Here is a 16,676-nt window from a genome sequence, read left to right as displayed (position 1 = left end):
CCCGCGCCCTTTCGGGGCGCGGGACCCCCTCAGCCCACGCCCTGCGCGAAGCGGAAGAAGCCGTGCGGGTCGTACGCCCGCTTCACCGCCTGGAGGCGCGGGTAGTTCCGGCCGTAGTACGCCTCGCGCCAGTCGCGCAGCGCCGGGTCCATGTAGTTCTGGTACGAGCCGCCGTTCGAGTACGGCGCGATCGCCCCGTAGCCGCGGTCCACCCAGGCCTGCGCAGCGTCGCGGGCGCCGTCCGGTGCCGTCAGGCCCAGCTGGTAGTCCGTCTCGAAGAGCACGTCCCGGTGGACGAACGCGGTCGCCTCCGGAGCCACCGCACCGGTCTCCCCGCCGTACGCGAAGAAGCCCAGGAAGCGGAACTGGCCCGGCCGGACGTCCGCCGCGAAGGCGGCCAGCGCCTCCGTGGTGGCCCGCCGGGCCCACGGGTGCGTGAAGAAGAGGTTCCGGCCGGTGACGAAGTGGTCGCGCGGCAGCTGCGCCTGGGGCGACCAGCCGACCCGGTGGCACTGGTCCACCGTGCGGTCGGCGCAGCCGAAGACCCTCATCATCCCGGCACGGTACGGGAGTTCGGCCGTCTCCCGGCTCACCGGCTGCACGCCGATCGCGGAGACCAGCCGGTTCAGCCGGTCGTCGGCCGCCGCCTGCGGGCCCGCGTACGTGCCGCTCACCTGGACCGACGGCTCCGTGCCGGAGTCCGTGTCCAGCTGGACCGTGAGCTCCGACGCCAGCTCCACCGGCGCCGGCGCGATCCACTGCTGCCACGCCTCGATCGCCTCCGGCGCGGCCCGCCACGGCAGGACGAGGGTGAAGACCACCATCGAGGGCAGCTGCGTCGGGCGCACCTCGTACTCCGTGACGATGCCGAAGTTCCCGCCGCCCCCGCCGCGCAGCGCCCAGAACAGGTCCGCGTTCTCGCGCTCCGAGGCGCACACCGTACGGCCGTCCGCCAGGACGACCTGCGCCGAGACCAGACGGTCGCAGCCCATGCCGAACTTCCGTGCGTGCGGCCCGAGTCCACCGCCCAGCAGCCAGCCCCCGGCGGCCACGGTCGGGCAGGTGCCGCCCGCGACCTGGATGCCGTGCCGGTCCAGCGCGGTCACCACGTCCACGCCCTGGCAGCCCGGGCCCAGCCGGACCGTGGAGCGGTCCACGCGCACCGAGTTCAGCCGGGACACGTCGACGACCAGGCCCGGGGTCGTCGAGTAGCCCGCGAAGCTGTGGCCGCCGCTGCGGGCGGCGGTGGCCAGGCCGTGCTCCTGCGCGAAGCGGATGCACGCCTCGACCTCGGCGTTCGTCGTGCAGTACGCCACGGCCTGCGGGTTCACCGTGTCGTACTGGGCCAGTTGCAGCTGCTTGGCCACCGCGTACCCGGGGTCGGCCGGCAGCACCACGCGGCCGCCCAGCCGCTCGCGGAGCCGGGCCCACGGCACGGCGGGGGTGCCCGCGAAGGCGGTGGCGCCGAGCGCCGCGGCACCCGCCGCCAGGCTGCCGGCGGCGCCGGCCTTGACGATCGAACGTCTGCTGATCACTGGCAACTTTCCCGTCGTCCATGCCATTTCCGGCCACGATGCGGCCGTGTTCCGGCCGTTTCCGGGAGGAAGCTATGCAGTGGTTCCGCGGAACTCCAGATGCAATGCCGGTGCAGGTCGTAGTCAGTCAAGTCGGCCACGGAACAAGGGAATCCGGTTCATTGGCGTACTCCGCGATACCGGTGGTGGGACATCCACCACCGGGGCGGTGGGACAGGTGGCCGGGACACCTGGGCAACAGACGGCCACCGCTGACAGTGTTTCCGGTGTCACCTTCGAGCCGCTTGCCGATCAGCCGAGACAGGAATTGCAATGAGCAGTGTTGCCCTGTATCCCGACGATGTCAGAGCACCGAAGTACGCCGGAGCCTACGACGCCGTACTCGTCGAATTGTGTTCCGAACTGTTCGCCTCCCTGCCGAGAAGCGATCAGCGCCGGAAGGGACTCGAATATCTGCGGGGACTGCTCGGCGGGAACGGGCGGAAATCCATCCGCAATATCGCCGCCATCATCGGTGGCCAGGCCACCGAACAAGGAATGCACCACTTCATCTCCAGCTCCATATGGGACTGGAATCCGGTGCGCCGGGCGCTCGTCCGGCATCTGCTGCGCAGCGCGCCGCCCCAGGCGTGGGTGGTGCGTCCGATGGTGATCCCCAAGGGCGGACAGCATTCCGTCGGAGTGGACCGGAAGTTCTTCCCCGCACTGGGACAGGTGCTCAACGCCCAGCAGGCGATGGGCGTGTGGGCCGTCTCCGAGGAGATGGCCGCGCCCGTCAACTGGCGGCTGCACCTCTCGGAGGACTGGCTGCAGGACGACGCACGCCGCGCCCGGGCCGCCATCCCCGACTGCGCCCGCCCCGAGTCGCTGGGCGACTGCGCCGCCTCGGCCTTCCTGGAGACGGCGGGCTGGGGAGTGCCGGTGCGGCCCGTGGTGGTGGACGCGCCCGAGGCCGACACCTGGGCCGTGGTGCGGCGGCTGCGGGCGGCCGGGGTGCCGTGGCTGGTCAGGATCGGCAGCACGTTCCGGCTCACCGCCGCCGATCCGGCGCTGCCGGGGTGCCGGACGGAGGGCGTGACCGCGCACCAGATCATGACGGCGGCCGCCGGGATGCGGCGGCCGGTCCTGTGGTCGGACCACGACCCCGCGGAGACGCTGCGGACCAGCCTCGCGGCCGGTGTCCGGGTGCGGATGCCGGCGCGTGGCGTGCGGACGGTGCCGCCCGTCCGGCGGCCCGGGATCGGGGATCTGCGGCTGCTCGGCGCATGGGAGCAGGGGCAGTCCTCGCCCGGTGAGCTGTGGCTCACGGACATGACCGCGCTGCATCCCGTCGCCCTGATGCAGCTGAGCAAGACGACGCGGCGGGTCGACCGGGACTTCGCGGAGATCGCCGACCAGGTCGGGATGCGGGACTACACCGGGCGCTCCTTCAAGGGGTGGCATCGGCATGTGACGTTGGCTTCGGCTGCGCATGCCGTTGCCGCGCTGGGGCGCGGGGGGCATCTGCGGGGGCTCGCGGTGGGCTGAGGCCGGTTTGCGGGTGCGGGTTGTGCTGGGCTGATCGCGCAGTTCCCCGCGCCCCTGACGGGGCCCGGCTGCTCTTCGGGTGCGGGCTCAGTCCGAGCCCAGCGACGGGCGGCGGGTCTTCAGGACGTGCTGGATTCTCGACAGGCGCAGCGCCAGCTGGATCTCGAAAGCGCGTTCCGGCTGTTGCCAGTTCGTTCCCAGGAGGTCGCCGATGCGTTCCAGGCGGCGGCCCACCGTGTTCGGGTGGACGTGCAGGCGCTCTGCGGTGCGGTTGATGCTGCCGCCCGCGTCGAAGTACGCGTCCAGGGTGCGCGTGAACTCCGTGTAGCGCTGGGTGTCGTAGGCGACCAGCGGGCCGATCATCGAGCGGATGAATCCCTCGACGTCGTGGGTGTCGGACAACAGCACGCCCAGGAAGCCGTGTTCGCCGGACGACGTGAAGCCGCCCGTGGCGCCCAGCGCGATCATCGCCTCCAGGCAGCGCAACGCTTCCTGGAAGGCGGCCGAAACGCCGGCCGGCGAGGTGACGGGGCCGGAGGCGCAGACGGTCACCGGCCGGTCCAGCAGCGGGGTCAGGCCGCGCGAGACCTGTTCCGCGGCGGCCGTCGCGTCGGTGCCGGGCAGCAGGAGGACGGCGCAGCCGGCGTGCATGCTCTTCAGGCCGTTCATGCGGCGTGCGTACGAGGACGCCCAGATGGCCGTCCGGTTGTCCTGGACCTCGTCCTCGGGGCGGGCGACGACGACCACGTGCGGCCGGGTCAGGTCGATGCCCAGCCGGGCGGCGCGTTCCTCGAACCGGCCCGCCGGGCGCTGCGCACTGGTCAGCAGGTCGTCCAGCAGCCAGTCCCGGTCGTGGCCGGAGGCCGACGGTGCGGTGGTGTGCTGCAGGAGCAGCAGGGCGGCGACGGTCTGGGCGGTCAGGGAGAGCAGCCGGTCGTCCCCGTCGGCGAGCGGCCGGGCGGGGTGCAGCAGGAGCGTGCCGAGGTCCCTGTCGCCCGCGAGGAGGGGGGCCGCCCACAGGCCGCAGTCGAGCAGGATCGGTTCGCGCAGGGCGTGGGCGTCGACCATGGCGCGCAGCGTGTCGGTCTCGGACTCGGCGGGCATCCCGTCCGTGCCGGCCAGGATCCCGCCGTCGGGCGCGTGGACGCGCAGGGCGCCGCGCAGGTGCCGGCCCGCCTCGTCGAGCAGGGCGTCCAGGCCGCCCCCGTCCAGCACGACCGACATCAGCCTGCCGTGCACGGCGGCGGTCTCCGCCGCGGTACGCGCCTCGTCCCGGCGCCCTTCCGCGCCGGAGAGGCAGTCGGCGGCGCGCTCCAGCATGCGGGTCTTCTCGATGGTGAGGTCGGCGAGTTCGGCGAGGGAGGTCATGAGCGACACTTCGGCGGACGTGAACCAGCGCGCGCTGCGGCCCGCCACGTACAGCGTGCCGAACGGGCGGGCGCCGTCGGTGAGGGGGATCGCGGCGACGGCGTGTATTCCCTCGGATTCCATCAGGGAATCGAGCGCGTAGCTGTGGGCGAGTCTTTCGTCGGTGGTGAAATCAGGGGTCCAGAAAGGGGCGTTGGCACTGCTCATCGCGGGGTCGTCGGGAATGCGGAGCCCGGTGCGGAGCGCCGTCGTGTGGCCGTCGCAGGCGCTGACGGTGACGGTGCCCGCATCGCGGCCGAAAACGGTGATCCAGGCGATGTCGAGATCGAAGAGCTGGCGGGCCTTGAGGGCCAGCACGGACAGCAGGGAAGGCACGTCGAAGACGGTGGCGATGCCCTTTCCCGCCTCGATGAAAGCGGCGAGCCGGGCCTCCTTGCGCTGTCTTCGCTCCGCCTGTGCGTAGACGGCGAGGCCGAGCCGTTTCGCCGTTTCGAGTAACGCGAGGTCGGCTTCGCCCATGCCCTGCCGGCGGGCGTCGTCGACCAGTGACTCGAAGTGGCTTATCGGTGCCTCTGCTGCCAGCAATTCCAGGACGGTGAGCGCACTGGCACCGGCCTTCCTCCCCTGCGACACAATGCTTCCCATGTGCCCCCCTATGGTGCAGCGCAAAGAACGTTCGGCGTACGTGTCGGAAGCTACGCATCGAGTAATGTCCGAGTCAACGGGCACTCAAGTCTCTTGGTGCAAAGCACATATGGCGGGAGCATGCAACGGAGACCGCGCCCGGAGCGGAGTAATTCCGTCCGGACACGGTCGTCACTGCTGCAGCCGTCCGGATCAGGACGGGCGCACGGAGAGCGGGTGCCGGAACACCTCCGTGGGGTCGTACGCCGTCTTCACGGCCTGCAGGCGGCGGTAGTTGTCCTTGAAGTACAGCGCGTGCCACGGCGCGCCCGAGGTGTTCTGCGCGGGGTCGGCGGTGTCGACGTCGGCGAAGTTGATGAAACAGCCATCGGCGTTGCCGCCCGGGACGGGGGCGGGGACGCCGCCGGTCTTGGCGAAGACCGCGCCGTAGCAGCGCCGCATCCAGGCGAGGGCGGGCTCGTCGAGCGCCGGGTCCTGCCACGTGCTCATGAAGAGCACCTTCAGGACCGTGTCGCGCTGGGCCGCGGCGGTGGCGTCCGGCGCCACGGCGGCGGTGCGGCCGCCGAAGGAGTCCAGGGCCACGAGGCTGCTGTCGTGGACGGCGTCCGCGTCGTCGAGGAAGTCGTACAGCGCGTCGGCCTGGTCGTCCGTGAACGCCCCCAGCAGATTGGCCGACTTGACCTTCTGGCGGCCGGTCTCGGCGTCCTGCGCGTCGGAGAGCGCCTTCTTGGAGACGAGCCACGGCACGGTCTCGGCGGGCAGGACGACGGGGGAGAGCGCGCCGTCCCCGGTCACCTCGTCCAGGAAGTCCTGCAGCAGCTGCGCGGCGTCCGGGCGGTCCGCCTCGACGTGGGTGACGAGGACGGCGCCCATGTCCTGCCCCTCCTCGGGGCGCGGCCGCTGCCGGCCGAGCAGCACCAGGCTGGCGAAGAGGTGGACGTAGGGCGAGTCGGGCGCGCTGTTGCGCTCGTGCCAGCGGCCGTAGGCGCCGACGAGCGTGCGGAACGCGGGCTTGTCGAGGGTGGCGCGCGGGAACAGCACGGTGCTGGTGAGCATCTCGGCGGACGGGCGCGGGAGGAGCTGCTCGGGGTCGGTACCGGTGGCGTCCGGGCTGCGGAACCAGTACCGGGTGACGATGCCGAAGCTGCCGCCGCCCCCGCCGGTGTGGGCCCACCACAGGTCGTGGTGGGGGTCGTCCGCGTCGCGGGTGGCGACGACGGCGCGGGCCTCGCCGGTGGCCGCGTCCGCCACGACGACCTCGACGGCGTGCAGGTGGTCGACGATCAGCCCGTGCCGGCGGTTGAGGGACCCGTAGCCGCCGCCCTGGACGTGCCCGCCGAGGCCGACGGTGGCGCTGTTGCCGGCCGGGACGGCGACGCCCCAGCGCTCGTACATCGTGCGGTAGACGTCGTCGAGGCGGGCGCCCGCCTCGACCATGAAGGCGTTGCGCTCGGCGTCGAAGGCGACGGCGGTCATCTCGCCCAGGTCGACGACGAGTTGGGTGCCGGGGGCGCCGCTGAAGTTCTCGTACCCGTGGCCGCCGCTGCGGACCGCTGTGCGCCTGTTGCTGCGCAGGGCTTCGGTGACGGCCTCGGTGACGTCGGCCGTCGACGTGCAGACGTGGAACGCCTCGGGGTTCGCGGTGAACCGCTTGTTGTTGCCGCGGGTGGTGAGGGCGGCGTAGCGGGGGTCGCCGGGGGTGATGGCGGTCACGGGCAGCCTTTCGGTGGAATTCGATGAAAGGGGCCGCCCCCCGCGCCCCGGGGGAGTGGGCGCGGGGGACGGGGTTCAGGTGGTCTTGCGGGGGCCCGCCACCGCCAGCGTGAGCACGGCGAGCACCGCGCCGATCCAGAGCACGCTCGTCATGGCGACGTTGTCGAAGGCGAGGCCGCCGGCCAACGCGCCCAGGGCGATGGAGAAGTTGAACATCGACACGTAGAGCGAGGAGGCGGCCTCCGTGGCCTCGGGCGCGGCCTGGAGGATCCACGTCTGGAGGCTCACGGGGACGGCTCCGTAGCCGAGGCCCCACAGGATCAGCAGGACGATGCCCACGGCCATGCCGCCGCCGCCCACCAGGGCGAACAGCACCATCGCGGCCGTCAGCACGACGGAGATGACGAGCACGATCCGCCGTGCGTGCTGCGAAACGCGCGCTCCGGCAAGGAAGTTGCCCGTGATGCCGGCGACTCCGAAGATCAGCAGCATCATGCTGACCTTGCTGCCGTCCACGCCCGCGTCCTGCAGGATCGGGCGGACGAACGTGTAGGCCACGAAGTGGCCCGTCACCAGCAGGAAGGTGATCGCGATCCCGATCCGCACGCCGCGGTTCCGCCGGAAGACGCGCGGCAGTTCGGCGAAGGTGAGGGTCTCGTCGGCGGGCAGCGGCGGCAGCAGCAGGACCATGCAGCAGAGCGCGGTCAGGCCGAGGGCGCCGACGGCCGCGAAGGCCGTGCGCCAGTCGCTGAGGTCGCCGATCAGGGTGCCGGTCGGCACGCCCAGGACGGAGGCGGTCTCGACGCCGCCGAAGATGATGGCCATGGCCCGGCCGACATGCTCCTCGGGCACCAGGCGCAGGGCGATGCCGCCCGCAACGGCCCAGAAGCCGCCGACGGCCATGCCGATGAGGAAACGGGCGACGAGGACGATCGCGAAGTCGTCGGCGAAGGCGGAGGCGAGGTTGGCGACGCCGACCAGGCCGACGAGGACGCCGAGGACGATGCGGCGGTCGATGCGGCCGGTCGCGACGGTCACGACCGGCGCGGAGAGCGCGGCGACCAGGCCGGGGACCGTGACCATGAGGCCGGCGGTGCCGTCCGAGACGTGCAGGGCCTCGCCGACCGGGGTGAGCAGGCCGACGGGGAGGAGCTCGGAGGTCATCAGGCTGAAGATGCCGAGCGTCACGGCTGCTACGGCCAGCCAGCCCTTGAGGGGTGATCTGTGGGCCTCCCCAACCGCGGTTGGGGTGTCCGTGGTGGTCATGGTGCGGACTCCCTTGGGTTGCTCCTTTCCCCGCCCACGGGGGAGGGCGGGGAAAGGAGGACCGGGGGCCGGGCCCCCGGGCTCGTCACTCGGTTCCGGGGATCTTCCGGGTCGACACCGCGATGCGGTTCCACGCGTTGATCGTGAAGATCAACGCGATCAGCTGCGCCAGCTCCGGCTCCTCGAAGTGCCGCGCCGCCTCCTCGTACACCGCGTCCGGGACGAAGCCGTCCGTCAGGACGGTGATCGCTTCGGTGAGGGCGAGGGCGGCCTGTTCCTTCTCGGTGTAGAGGCCGGCCTCGCGCCACGCGTTCAGCTGGTAGATGCGCTCCTCGCTCTCGCCCGCCTTGCGGGCGTCCTTGGTGTGCATGTCGAGGCAGTACGCACAGTGGTTGACCTGGGAGGCGCGGATCTGGACGAGCTCGACGAGGGTGGGGTCGAGGTCGGCGCGGGCGGCCGCGTCCAGGGCGATCATGGCCTTGAAGACCTTGGGGGCGGCCTTGGTGAAGTTCATTCGCTGAGCAGCAGTCATGTTGTAGACCCTAGGAGGACAATCGCCCGTGTCTGTGGTGCAATTCCGGGGTGAAATCGATGGTCAATCCGCAAGGTGACCCCGGTGACGCGCCGGGCAGTGACCTGCATCTGGAACTGCCCGCAGGGCCCGGCAGCCGGCGCGGTGCGCTGATGGCGGCGCTGCGCGAGGCGATACGCACCGGCCGGCTCGCCCCGGGCACCCGGCTGCCGCCGTACCGTTCGCTCGCCGCCGACCTCGGCCTCGCCCGCAACACGGTGGCCGAGGCCTACGCCGAGCTCGTCGCAGAAGGGTGGCTGACGGCGCGTCAGGGCTCGGGCACACAGGTCGCCCGGCGCGCGCAGCCGCCGAACGGCGACACCCCGCGGCGCCCCACCACCCCCAACCGCCCGTCCCGGCCCGCCTACAACCTGGTGCAGGGCACCCCGGACGCCTCCGCCTTCCCGCGCACCGCCTGGCTCGCCTCCGCGCGCCGCGCACTCACCGCGGCCCCCAACGACGCCTTCGGGCCCGGCGATCCGCGCGGACGCATCGAACTGCGGCGCGCCGTCGCCGAGTACCTCGCCCGCGCCCGCGGCGTGCGCGCGGACCCCGCACGGATCGTCATCTGCTCGGGCTTCGCCGGGGCACTGCGCCTGCTCGGCGAAGTGCGCAGCGGGACCGTCGCCGTGGAGGCGTACGGCCTGGGCTACTACCGCTCCCTGCTCGCCGACGCCGGGCTGCGCACCGTCTCGCTGCCGGTGGACGCGCACGGCGCCTGCGTGGAGAAGCTCGGCGGGATGCGGGCCCGGACCGTGCTGCTGACCCCGGCCCACCAGTTCCCCACGGGCGGCCCGCTGCACCCGGAGCGGCGGGCGGCGGTCGTGGACTGGGCGCGGGCGGGCGGCGGCCTGGTGCTGGAGGACGACTACGACGGGGAGTTCCGCTACGACCGCCAGCCGGTGGGCGCCGTGCAGGGCCTCGACCCGGAACGCGTGGTCTACATCGGCTCCGTCAGCAAGAGCCTCTCGCCCGCGCTGCGGCTGGGCTGGATGGTGCTGCCGGGGCACCTCGTCGACGACGTGGTCGCGGCGAAGGGCGACCGGGAGATGTTCGCGAGCGCCTTGGAACAGCTGACCCTCGCGGACTTCGTCGAGTCGGGCTCGTACGACCGTCACGTGCGCCGGATGCGCCGGCACTACCGGCGCCGCCGCGACCAGTTGATCGCCGTCCTCGCCGAGCGCGCCCCGCACGTGCGGGTCACGGGCATCGCGGCCGGGCTGCACGCGGTGCTCGAACTGCCGCCAGGTACCGAGCAGTCCGTGGTGCAGGCGGCCGCCTGGCAGGGGCTGGCCCTGGAGGGGCTCGGTCTGTACCGGCACGACGTGGCCGGGGCGGGGCCCTCCGACGGGCTGGTCGTCGGCTACGGCACGCCGCCGGAACACGCCTTCGCGGGCGCCTTGGAGGCGCTTTGCGGGGCGTTGCCCCCGCCGCCGTAAGGATGTTGCGCGCCCCGTCAGGGGCGCGGGGAACTGCGCGACCAGCCACCGCCGGCCTGCAGCCGACGCACCACCCAGGGGTCCGGGGCGCAGCCCCGAGCAGCTCGACTGCGGGCGCGTCGTGGTTGCTCGCGCAGTTCCCCGCGGCCCTACGGGGCGCGCACCTGACGGGGCGCGACCACAATGAACGCAATTCGCGATCATTGGGCGAGGAACCATTCGCGCGTGCGCTCCGGTATGCCGGGCGAGCTGCGGGTCACGGTGTGCTGGAGGTCGGTGAGCGTCCTGGCCGCGAGCTGCCGCCGCCAGGCCAGCTCGGCCTCCCGCATGTACCGGGAGACGTGGCAGGGGTGGTCGCCGGCCTGCGAGATCTGGCTCTGGGGGCCGCGGTGGCGGATCTCGGAACAGCGGAACGCCTTCTCCGGGCCCTCGATGGCGGTCACGATGTCCATCAGCGTGATCGTCCCGGGCTCGCGCGCCAGCCGGAAGCCGCCCCGCGGGCCGGGACTGGAGCTGACCACCCCGGCATGGGCCAGCGCCTGCAGCTGTTTGCCGAGGTAGGCCGGGGGAAGGTCGTAGAACGCGGCGAGCCGCGCCGCGGTCACCGCCCGTTCCGGGCCGACCCAGGCCAGGTTGAGGCAGGTGTGCAAGGCCCATTCCACGCCCTCGCTCATTCGCATGAACTGGATGCTATAGACGGGTAATTGGTCATGCAAAATACTTGTACATGCTTCTACCTCAGAGGCAACCCCCACATGGGAGGAAGGCCCCTGAGGTAGTGGGAAATATCGGGCCGGTGCCGCTCGGCCGCTCAGCGCGCGAGGACGGTGCCGAGCTCGGTTTCCAGCCGATTCAGGTCGTTCTTGTGGCCGTGTGCTGCGATATGTCCGTCCGGGCGGACGAGGTAATAGCCTTCTTTGCCGCAACCCGTTGCCGCGTCCGAGGACCCGGGCAGGTGGACGACGGCTATTTGTGGCCAACGAGCCGCAATATGGCCGATTTCCGTCAGCCAGGCGTTCGGCCAGGCGCTTCCGGCCGCCGGTGCCCGGAGGGCGAGCGTCCAGCGCGGCGGCCCGTCCTGCGGACCGGCGAAGCCGGACGCGACCGCGGTCCGCCGCGGGAACGTGCCGCCGACGCGGGCCCCGCCCGACAGCCGCCCGCGCAGCCGGCACACCGCGCGGCCGCCGGGCAACTGCGTGTCCCGCTCCGGCGCGTAGGCCAGCCGCCGCCCGGCCATCACCGGGGTGTAGAAACGGGAGACGGCCCCCGTGCGGTCCAGCAGGCGGAAGGCCGCGTCCCGGGCCAGCACCCGGCCCCGGCTGTCCGCCATCCAGGCCCGGGTCTGCACGTCCGTGTCCCGGACGATCTTCCGGGTGGCCTCGGAGCGCTCCGGACCGTAGCCGTCGAGCAGCGACGCGGGGGACTCGCCGCGGATCACGGCGGCCAGCTTCCAGCCCAGGTTGTGGGCGTCCTGCAGGCCGTTGTTCATCCCCTGCCCGCCCGCCGGGCTGTGCACGTGCGCCGCGTCGCCCATGAGGAACACCCGGCCCCGCCGGAACTCCGTGGCCCGCCGCGCGTGCACCCGGAACTCCGTCTGCCACACCGGCTCGGTGAGCCGCACCCCGCGCGGCCCGCGCTCGTCGACCAGCGCCTGCATCATCGGCACGCCCACCTCGCCGCCGCCCTCGGGCATGACGGACAGGAAGCGGTGGACGCCGTCCGGCTGCGGCACGATCACCAACGTGCCCGTCGGCGCCTGGTAGTAGAGGATCTCGTCCCGCGGCAGCCGGCCCTCGATGCGGGAGTCGACGAGCGCGAAGGACATCTCGTACGTCGTCCCCTGGAAGCCGATGCCCAGCTGCCCGCGCACCGAGCTGCCCGCCCCGTCCGCGCCGATCACGAACGGCACCCGCACCCGCTCCAGCACGCCGCCCACGTGCTCCAGCACCGCGGTGACGCCGTCCGTCGCCTCGATGCGGCCGGAGAAGTCCACGTCGTCCAGGGCCAGCAGCCGCACACCCCGCTCGATCTTGCCGCCCAGCGAACGCAGCCGGCCGGTGAGGATCCGCTCGGTCTCCGGCTGCGGCAGCTGGCGCGCCCGCAGGTCCTCGGCGAAGGAGAACGAGGCCAGCGGGCGCCGGTCGGAGAAGTAGCTGAACGCCCGGATCGGCACGGAGGCCCGGCGGATCTCGTCGGCGACGCCCAGGTCCTCCAGGATGTCGAGCACCCGCGGCCACAGCGACAGCGCCTTGGGCACCCGCATCGGCTCCGCCGCCCGGTCGACCACGCGGACGCGCACGCCGCGCCGCAGCAGCTCGCAGGCGGCGAGCAGGCCGGTCGGCCCGGCGCCGACGACGAGCACGTCGACGTCGGTCACGAGCGCTCCTCCTCAGCCAGCTGCTCGTGCAGGCGCCGGGTCAGCTCGATGCGCTGCACCTTCATGGTGGCCGTGCGCGGCAGCTCGTCCAGCGTGAGGTGGACGGGGTCGGCCATGGGCGGGAAGCCGGCCACGGCCTCGCGCCAGCGCGCCGGGTCCAGCGGCAGGTCCTTGCGGGTGCACACGACCGGGAGCGGCTCGTCCTGCGGACCGCGCAGCACCACCAGCTCGGTCAGTTCGTCCAGCCGGTCCAGGACGGTGTCCTCGACCTCCAGGGTGCTGTGGATCGTCGGGACGACGTCCACCTCGCGGTCGAGCAGGTGCAGACAGCCCTCCTCGGTCCGGTAGCCGACGTCCATGCCGCGCCACCAGCCGCCCTCCTCGACCTGGCCCGCGTAGCGCTCGCCCTCGCCGTAGTAGGTGAGCACCCGGCCCGCGGCCTGCACTTCGATGTAGCCGGGGTGCTCGCGCGACGGCTCCTTGCCGCCCCGGGCGACCAGCCGGAACTTGGTGTCGCCGGGGAACGCGTACCCCTGGCAGCGGCCGTCGCCGCCCAGCGCGGTCTCGCGGGTGAAGGCGCGGCCGACCAGCGGGCCCGTCTCGCTCTGCCCGTAGATCTGGTAGAAGACCGGGTGGTGCCGCTCCGAGGCGTGCAGCAGGCGGTGCATCGTGCTCGGGTGGATGGCGTCGAACGTGCTGCTGTAGTACTTCACGTTCGCGAACGGCTTGCGCGGGTCGTCCGCCAAGTCCTCCCACTCCATGAAGGAGTTGGGCGCCGACTCGACGAACGCGGGACGGTGCTCGGCGAAGAACGCGGCCACGTGGTCCGGCTCGGCATCGTCCATGACGAGGAACGGAACACCGCGCGGCAGCAGCACCGCCAGTGCGAGGGGCATCCGCGAGTGCACGTAGGACACGTGCAGGGCGACCGTCTCGTGCCGCCGGACCAGGTCGAAGAGCTTCGCCTGCGGCCGGTAACGGCCGTGCAGCGTGCGGGGCGTGTGCACCAGCAGCTTGGGCAGGCCCGTGGTGCCCGAGGTGTGCGTGATGAGGGCGGGCTCGTCCAGCTCCTGGACGACGGCCTCCACGCGGGGCGCGCCGGCCGGCTCGGCGAGCGAGACGGTGCCGGGACGGGACCCGGCGACGACGATCACGCCCTTGGCGACATTGGCCAGTTGCGGGTCGCTGAGCGGCCCGTCGAGCTTGGCCAGGTCCGTCACCAGGTACGGCTGCTCCAGCCGGTCCAGCAGGGCCAGCACGCTCGCCCCGTCCAGACCGGGCGAGAGCTGCACGGGGACGGCGCCGATGCGGGCGGCGGCGCAGGACAGGATGTTGATGTCGAAGCCGGGGGATTTGTGGATCGCGACCCGCTCGGCCGGGCGCACGCCCGCTGCCCACAGTCGGGCCGCGATGTCGTCGATGTGGTCGGCGAACGCGGCGAACGTGAACTGGCGCCCGGCGCCGGGGAGTAGTGGCATGTCGTGGTCGAGGGTGATGAGGGTGTCGCCGTATGCGGCCGCGGCACGCTCGGCCACGAGGCCCATCCGGATTCCGGTGTCGCTTGCCGTGATCGGCAGCATGGGTTTGCTCCTTTTCGGGTGCGGGTTGTGTATGGCTGGTCGCGCAGTTCCCCGCGCCCCTTCGGGGCGCGATACCGCGCCGGACTTCACATCGCGCCCCGTCAGGGGCGCGGGGAACTGCGCGACCAGCCACAGCCGGTCCGCAGTCGTCAAGCGACGGGCACGCCCTCGGCGAGCCCCGCGAGAAGGGCACCCGTGATCCGCGGCCCCTCCTGCGTGAGCACGGACTCCGCGTGGAACTGCATCGACGCGAAGTGCGGCCCGCGCAACGCGTGCACCTCCCCGGTCTCGGGGTCCCGGCTCACCTCGACCGCACCCACCCCCGCACACTCGGCCACAGCCTCCCCGCACTGCGCGGCAAAGGTGTTGTAGAAGCCGACGCGCTCGCTGCGCCCGAACAGGTCGATGCTGCGCTGCACCCCCTGGTTGGGCACGGTCCGCCGGTGCAGCCTGAACCCCAGTTCCAGGGACAGCACTTGGTGGCTCAGACAAACGGCCAGGAACGGGCGCCGCTCCGCGAGGAGCCTCCGCACCGCCCCGCGCAGGTGCGCGATCTTCGGGTGGGACGTCTCGCGCGGGTCGCCGGGCCCGGGGCCCATGACGACCAGGTCGTACCCCTCGAAGGCGTACGGTTCGTCGAAGCGGCGCACGGTCACGTCGAGCCCCATGGCCCGCAGCTGGTGGTCGATCATCGAGGTGAAGGTGTCCTCGGCGTCCACGACCAGCACCCGCCGCCCCTCCAGCGCCGGGTGCGGGCGCCGCCGCCCGGAACCCGAGGCCAGCCAGAAACCGGCGATGGTGTCGTTGCGGCGGGCCAGCGCCTCCCGGACGCTGGGGTGCGCACCGAAGCGGGCGGACGGGCCGGCCTCCAGGGCCGCGAGCAGCCCCGCCGCCTTGGCCCGGGTCTCGGCGACCTCGGACGCCGGGTCCGAGTGCCGGACGAGCGTGGCCCCGACGCCGATGCGCAGCCGCCCGGCGCGGTCGATGTCGGCGGTGCGGATGAGGATCGCGGAGTCCAGGGTGCGCGCGCCGTGCTCGTCGCGGCCGATGAGGGCGGCCACGCCGCTGTAGTAGCCGCGGCCCCGCGGCTCGTGCCGGCCGATGACGCGGCAGGCGCTCTCCAGCGGGCTGCCGGTGACCGTGGGCGCGAACATCGTCTCGCGCAGGATCTCGCGGACGTCCCGGTCGGTGGTGCCCTCGATGAAGTACTCGGTGTGCGCCAGCCGCGCCATCTCCTTGAGGTACGGGCCGGTCACGCGCCCGCCCGTGTCGCAGATGCGGGCCATCATCTTGAGCTCTTCGTCGACGACCATGTAGAGCTCGTCGGCCTCTTTGCGGTCGGCGAGGAAGTCCATGACCTCGGGCAGGCTGGGCCCGGCGGCCGGGTAGCGGTAGGTGCCGCTGATCGGGTTCATCACGGCCCGCCCGCCGTGCACGCTGATGTGCCGCTCGGGCGTGGCCCCGACGAACGTGCGCTCGCCGGTGTGCACGAGGAACGTCCAGTACGCGCCGGACTCGCGCTCCATGAGCCGCCGGAAGAAGGTCAGCGCGTGCGCGGTGCCGTAGTCCGTGATGTCGGCGGTGAAGGACCGCTTGATGACGAAGTTGGCGCCCTCGCCCTCGCCGATCTCCTCCGCGATCACCCGCCGGACGGTCTCCGCGTACGCGTCGTCGTCGACGTCGAAGTGCTTGCCGGTGAGGGCGATCGGGACGTCGGGTATCCGGGCGAGCACCTCGGCCACGGGCAGCACGGACTTCTCGGTGACCGACATGGCGAGCAGCGGGGAGCCGTCGTCGGCGCCGGTGAACCCGCGCTCGGCGATCTGGCGGTAGGGGACGAGGACGAGCACGTCGTCGCTGTCGTCCACCGGAAGGTCCGCGAGGGTCTCGGGGGCCGTGACGCGCCCGGCGAGCACGTCGAGCGTGCCCGGCCCGGCGGTCTCGGGCCGGTGGAGCAGCGCGAAGGCGGCGGGCGGCCGGGGGCCGAGAACGCGGTCGAGCAGCCCGTCGTTCATGCGGCTGCCACCAGGGACTCTGTGGTGGCCACGACGGCACACCGCTCGGCGGCGTACGTGAGGGCCATGCGGTGGTACTCCTCGGAGAAGTCGGCGACGGCGTCGGCGGCGACGAAGGCCTGGATGTCGTTGGTGTAGGCCTCGACGGCGGTCATCAGGACGCCGACGTGCGCATAGACACCGGCGATGATCAACTGGTCGCGGCCGGCGGCGCGCATGCGGTCGAGCAGCTCGGACTTGAAGAAGGCGCTGTAGCGCCACTTGGTGAACACCCAGTCGCCCGGGGCGGGCGCCAGCGGCTCGACGACCTGCCGGTCCGCGGGGTCGACGCGCATGCCGGGCCCCCAGAAGTCCTTGAGCAGCCCGCGCTGTTCGTCCGTCATGCCGCCGGGCTGCGCGGTGTAGGCGACGGGCATCCCGAGCGCCTGCGCAGCGCTGCGGAGCCGGGTGGCATTACGGACCAGCTCGCCGCCGATTCCCTCCGGGAGGGGGCGGAGGAAGTACCGCTGCATGTCGTGCAGGAGCAGCACGGCACGGTCCGGGTCGGGGGCCCACTGGGCCGTGTTGCGGGGCAACTGGTCGGCAGCGGGCATGGGGTAGGAGGAGATCGGGGGGATGCCGGGCATGAGGGTTCCTTGAC

At 72.4% G+C, this 16,676-nt stretch carries 12 protein-coding genes; 2 read left to right on the top strand and 10 right to left on the bottom strand.

Annotation, left to right across the window (positions count from 1 at the left end; all coding sequences use genetic code 11):
- Positions 1–29 precede the first annotated feature (29 nt).
- Complete coding sequence (locus ACMATS_RS18645) at positions 30–1,535, bottom strand: FAD-binding oxidoreductase (RefSeq protein WP_390777155.1); 1,506 nt, start codon at positions 1,533–1,535, stop codon at positions 30–32.
- Positions 1,536–1,847: 312 nt separating this feature from the next.
- Here ACMATS_RS18645 and ACMATS_RS18640 point away from each other — a divergent pair, with 312 nt between their 5' ends.
- On the top strand, positions 1,848–3,062 hold the full coding sequence (locus tag ACMATS_RS18640; RefSeq protein WP_391150212.1) for a transposase: 1,215 nt from the start codon (positions 1,848–1,850) through the stop codon (positions 3,060–3,062).
- A gap of 87 nt (positions 3,063–3,149) precedes the next feature.
- On the opposite strand, the gene ACMATS_RS18635 is transcribed toward ACMATS_RS18640, so the two are convergent.
- The 4 genes from ACMATS_RS18635 to ACMATS_RS18620 all read right to left on the bottom strand — a co-directional run bounded on the left by ACMATS_RS18635 (position 3,150) and on the right by ACMATS_RS18620 (position 8,586).
- Positions 3,150–5,075 (bottom strand): helix-turn-helix domain-containing protein, encoded by a 1,926-nt coding sequence (locus tag ACMATS_RS18635; RefSeq protein ID WP_414168516.1) that lies wholly within the window; start codon positions 5,073–5,075, stop codon positions 3,150–3,152.
- Positions 5,076–5,267: 192 nt separating this feature from the next.
- Positions 5,268–6,788: an FAD-binding oxidoreductase gene (locus tag ACMATS_RS18630; protein WP_414168515.1), complete on the bottom strand. Its 1,521-nt coding sequence runs from the start codon at positions 6,786–6,788 to the stop codon at positions 5,268–5,270.
- Positions 6,789–6,863: 75 nt separating this feature from the next.
- Positions 6,864–8,054 (bottom strand): MFS transporter, encoded by a 1,191-nt coding sequence (locus tag ACMATS_RS18625; RefSeq protein ID WP_414168514.1) that lies wholly within the window; start codon positions 8,052–8,054, stop codon positions 6,864–6,866.
- A gap of 85 nt (positions 8,055–8,139) precedes the next feature.
- Positions 8,140–8,586 carry a carboxymuconolactone decarboxylase family protein gene (locus ACMATS_RS18620; protein ID WP_390777150.1) on the bottom strand — a complete coding sequence of 149 codons (447 nt, stop codon included), beginning with the start codon at positions 8,584–8,586 and terminating at the stop codon, positions 8,140–8,142.
- Between the two features lie 59 nt (positions 8,587–8,645).
- Here ACMATS_RS18620 and ACMATS_RS18615 point away from each other — a divergent pair, with 59 nt between their 5' ends.
- The gene (locus tag ACMATS_RS18615; RefSeq protein WP_390777149.1) at positions 8,646–10,064 is read left to right on the top strand and encodes a PLP-dependent aminotransferase family protein; all 1,419 of its coding nucleotides are present in this window, start codon (positions 8,646–8,648) and stop codon (positions 10,062–10,064) included.
- A gap of 200 nt (positions 10,065–10,264) precedes the next feature.
- Here ACMATS_RS18615 and ACMATS_RS18610 read toward each other — a convergent pair whose 3' ends face one another.
- The 5 genes from ACMATS_RS18610 to ACMATS_RS18590 form a co-directional block, all read right to left on the bottom strand.
- A complete protein-coding gene (locus tag ACMATS_RS18610) occupies positions 10,265–10,744 on the bottom strand; it encodes an RrF2 family transcriptional regulator (protein ID WP_390777148.1) in 480 nt (159 codons plus the stop codon).
- Positions 10,745–10,875: 131 nt separating this feature from the next.
- Positions 10,876–12,441, bottom strand: coding sequence for an FAD-dependent monooxygenase (locus ACMATS_RS18605; RefSeq protein WP_414168513.1), 1,566 nt, complete (start codon positions 12,439–12,441; stop codon positions 10,876–10,878).
- The gene (locus tag ACMATS_RS18600; RefSeq protein WP_414168512.1) at positions 12,438–14,021 is read right to left on the bottom strand and encodes a class I adenylate-forming enzyme family protein; all 1,584 of its coding nucleotides are present in this window, start codon (positions 14,019–14,021) and stop codon (positions 12,438–12,440) included. The genes ACMATS_RS18605 and ACMATS_RS18600 overlap by 4 nt, the downstream gene beginning before the upstream one ends.
- A 149-nt stretch (positions 14,022–14,170) precedes the next feature.
- A complete protein-coding gene (locus tag ACMATS_RS18595) occupies positions 14,171–16,036 on the bottom strand; it encodes an anthranilate synthase family protein (RefSeq protein WP_414168511.1) in 1,866 nt (621 codons plus the stop codon).
- Complete coding sequence (locus tag ACMATS_RS18590) at positions 16,033–16,662, bottom strand: isochorismatase family protein (protein WP_390777144.1); 630 nt, start codon at positions 16,660–16,662, stop codon at positions 16,033–16,035. Before ACMATS_RS18590 ends, ACMATS_RS18595 begins: the two co-directional genes overlap by 4 nt.
- Between the last annotated feature and the right edge of the window lie 14 nt (positions 16,663–16,676).

Source organism: Streptoverticillium reticulum, assembly GCF_047456005.1.
GTDB classification, from domain to species: Bacteria; Actinomycetota; Actinomycetes; order Streptomycetales; family Streptomycetaceae; genus Streptomyces; species Streptomyces reticulum.
This window is presented reverse-complemented; position numbering and strand designations above follow the sequence as displayed.

What these genes read in the sequence shown, in the direction of transcription:
- ACMATS_RS18590 (WP_390777144.1), bottom strand. Translation starts at nt 16,662, where the DNA reads ATGCCCGGCATCCCCCCGATCTCCTCCTACCCCATGCCCGCTGCCGAC.
- ACMATS_RS18600 (WP_414168512.1), bottom strand. Translation starts at nt 14,021, where the DNA reads ATGCTGCCGATCACGGCAAGCGACACCGGAATCCGGATGGGCCTCGTG.
- ACMATS_RS18610 (WP_390777148.1), bottom strand. Translation starts at nt 10,744, where the DNA reads ATGCGAATGAGCGAGGGCGTGGAATGGGCCTTGCACACCTGCCTCAAC.
- ACMATS_RS18625 (WP_414168514.1), bottom strand. Translation starts at nt 8,054, where the DNA reads ATGACCACCACGGACACCCCAACCGCGGTTGGGGAGGCCCACAGATCA.
- ACMATS_RS18595 (WP_414168511.1), bottom strand. Translation starts at nt 16,036, where the DNA reads ATGAACGACGGGCTGCTCGACCGCGTTCTCGGCCCCCGGCCGCCCGCC.
- ACMATS_RS18635 (WP_414168516.1), bottom strand. Translation starts at nt 5,075, where the DNA reads ATGGGAAGCATTGTGTCGCAGGGGAGGAAGGCCGGTGCCAGTGCGCTC.
- ACMATS_RS18640 (WP_391150212.1), top strand. Translation starts at nt 1,848, where the DNA reads ATGAGCAGTGTTGCCCTGTATCCCGACGATGTCAGAGCACCGAAGTAC.
- ACMATS_RS18620 (WP_390777150.1), bottom strand. Translation starts at nt 8,586, where the DNA reads ATGACTGCTGCTCAGCGAATGAACTTCACCAAGGCCGCCCCCAAGGTC.
- ACMATS_RS18615 (WP_390777149.1), top strand. Translation starts at nt 8,646, where the DNA reads ATGGTCAATCCGCAAGGTGACCCCGGTGACGCGCCGGGCAGTGACCTG.